Consider the following 2385-nt stretch of genomic DNA (forward strand, 5'->3'; position numbering starts at 1 on the left):
CGCCACGACCAGACCGAGCCAGGTCAGGGCATCGCGGCGAAGCTGGGCGGCCCCGGCGCGCTGCGCCGCTATCTGCGGCCGGCAGTTCAGGCAGCGGAGGCGGTGGGGCTGGAGGTGACGGTCGCGGACCTGTCCGAGGTGCGCGGTGGCGCCGACGGGCTGTGGGTGGGCGGGGACCGCGTCGATGTGGTCTTCAACCAGTTCACCGGTTCCGTGGTGGCGGACACGGCGGCCCTCTCCGTGCTGCGCGCGGGGGTGCGGGCCCGGAGTGTGCGGCTGTTCGTGCCGGAAGCGGCGTGTCTGCTCAGCGCCAAACAGGTGCTGGCCTGGATGCACGAGGACCTGGACCTGTACACGCCCTCCGACCGGGCGCTGGTCCTGGGGCATGTGCCGTGGACGGCGTGGCTGGGCCCCGGGCAATCCGCCGAGCGGCGCCGGGACGTCCTGGCGCGCGCCGCGCGGGAGCGGGCCGGTCTCGTCGTCAAACCGTCGCGCGGCCACGGCGGTACGGGTTTCGTCGCCGGTGCCGAGGTCACCGCCGGGGACTGGGCGGACCTGCTGGCGCGGCGTTCCCGTGAGGAGACGCTGGTCCTCCAGCGCCGGATCGTGCCGGACACCACGTGGATGCACTTCCGGAGCGTCGACGGCGCTCGGGAAGCGGCCCGGGTGCCGTTCGTCGTCTCCCCGTTCCTGCCCGCCGGCCGGCCGGCGGGCGCCTACGTCCGTCACGCGAGCCCCGAGGCGGCTCCCGGTGCGCCGGTGAACACCGCGACGGGGGCGGTCTCCAACACGGTGCTGCTGCTCCCGGACCTGTGACTCCCCCCGGTGACGGGGATCTTGCCGGCCGGCCCCCTCTCCCGGCATAGTGAGTTTGAAAATCCAACTCACAGGGAGGGTGCCGGGATGCGCGAATCACATGTCACGGAGGGAGCCGGGCGGCCGAAACTGCCCGCGAAGCTCGCCGGCCATCCGTCCGTCCGGGCCGTCCTCGCTCGCCGGGAATCCGAGGCGACGGAGGGGCCGCCACCGGTGATCGACGCGGAGTGGCTGCGGGAGCTGTGTCTCGCCGCCGGTGCCGACGACGCCGCGGCGGTGAGTCTCGGTCACCCGGACCTCGCCGGGGAACGCGAGCACGCGCTGACCGCCCTGCCGGGCACCCGCACCCTCGTCTCGCTCGTGGTGCGGATGAACCGCGACAACTACCGCTCGCCCGCCCGCAGCGTGGCGAACCAGGAGTTCCACCAGGCCGACGAACAGATCAACCACGCCGCCCGGGCTGTCACCCGGGCCCTGCAGGACGCCGGCCACCGCGCGCTGAACCCGTCGGCCGGCTTCCCGCAGGAGATGGAGCGGTTTCCGGGCCGCCTCTGGGTGGTGGCGCACAAGACGGTCGCCGTGGCGGCGGGCCTCGGTGTGATGGGGCTGCACCGCAACGTCATCCACCCGAAGTTCGGCACCTTCGTCCTGCTGGCCACCGTGCTGGTGGACGCGGAGGTGAGCGCGTACGGGCAGCCGCTGGATCACAACCCCTGCATCGACTGCAAGCTGTGCGTCGCCGCCTGCCCCATAGGCGCCCTCACGAAGGACGGCGACTTCGACTTCCTTGCCTGCGCCACGCACAACTACCGGGAGTTCATGAGCGGGTTCACCGACTGGGTGCAGACGGTGGCGGACAGCGCGGACGCCGCCGACTTCCGCTCCCGCGTCACCGACCCCGAGAACGCGTCGATGTGGCAGAGCCTGGCGTTCAAGCCGAACTACAAGTCCGGCTACTGCGTGGCCGTCTGCCCCGCCGGGGAGGACGTCCTCGGCCCCTACCTCGACGACCGCAAGCGGTTCATGGACACGGTGCTGCGCCCGCTCCAGGACAAGACCGAGACCCTGTACGTCCTGCCGGACTCGGACGCGCGGCGGTACGCGGAACGCCGCTTCCCGCACAAGCCCGTCAAGGAGGTCACCGGCGGCTGGCGGCCCCGGCCGAAGGAGTCCTGACGATGCCTCGACCCTGGGAGCGGCCTTGCCGGGGGTGGGAAATGTCCCGGGGGAGGTGGTGTCAGGGCCACCATCCATACGCGCCCCAGCCGCATTCTCCGCCGCCGCGCCGCCCCGTAGCGTCCCCGGCATGACGCTCTCGACAAGATCCCTGCCGCTCGTGAAGGGGAGACGCGGCCTCGTGGTCTACCTCGCTGTCGCCTACCTCGGCATGTGGGCGGCCATGTCACCACTGCTGCTCGGCGGTTACCACCGCGCCGACGCGCGCGAGGAGACCGGCGCGCTCCAAGAGGTGTGCATCGCGGCCGCGATGCTCGCACCCGCCCTCGCCGCGATCCTCGTCGTCCGCCGGGTCGAGCGCGGCGGCCGGGTCCGGGACATACTCGCCCTGCG

General features: G+C 72.5%; 2 protein-coding genes and 1 pseudogene. All 3 read left to right on the forward strand.

Translation table 11 applies throughout. From position 1 onward, the window contains the following. Positions 1-816, forward strand: an 816-nt coding sequence (locus H5J33_RS31360; RefSeq protein WP_220212926.1) for a hypothetical protein, incomplete at its 5' end; no start/stop codon positions are given. An 87-nt stretch (positions 817-903) separates the two neighbouring features. Then, positions 904-1992 (forward strand): 4Fe-4S binding protein, encoded by a 1089-nt coding sequence (locus H5J33_RS31365; protein WP_181798145.1) that lies wholly within the window; start codon positions 904-906, stop codon positions 1990-1992. A 130-nt stretch (positions 1993-2122) separates the two neighbouring features. Beyond that, positions 2123-2385: pseudogene (locus H5J33_RS31370) on the forward strand (hypothetical protein); the annotation flags it as partial.

The organism is Streptomyces sp. WELS2, from assembly GCF_013870595.1.
In the GTDB taxonomy this organism is placed as follows: domain Bacteria; phylum Actinomycetota; class Actinomycetes; order Streptomycetales; family Streptomycetaceae; genus Streptomyces.

Excerpts from the sequence above, each read along its gene's own strand:
- H5J33_RS31365 (WP_181798145.1), top strand. The coding sequence starts at position 904 with ATGCGCGAATCACATGTCACGGAGGGAGCCGGGCGGCCGAAACTGCCC.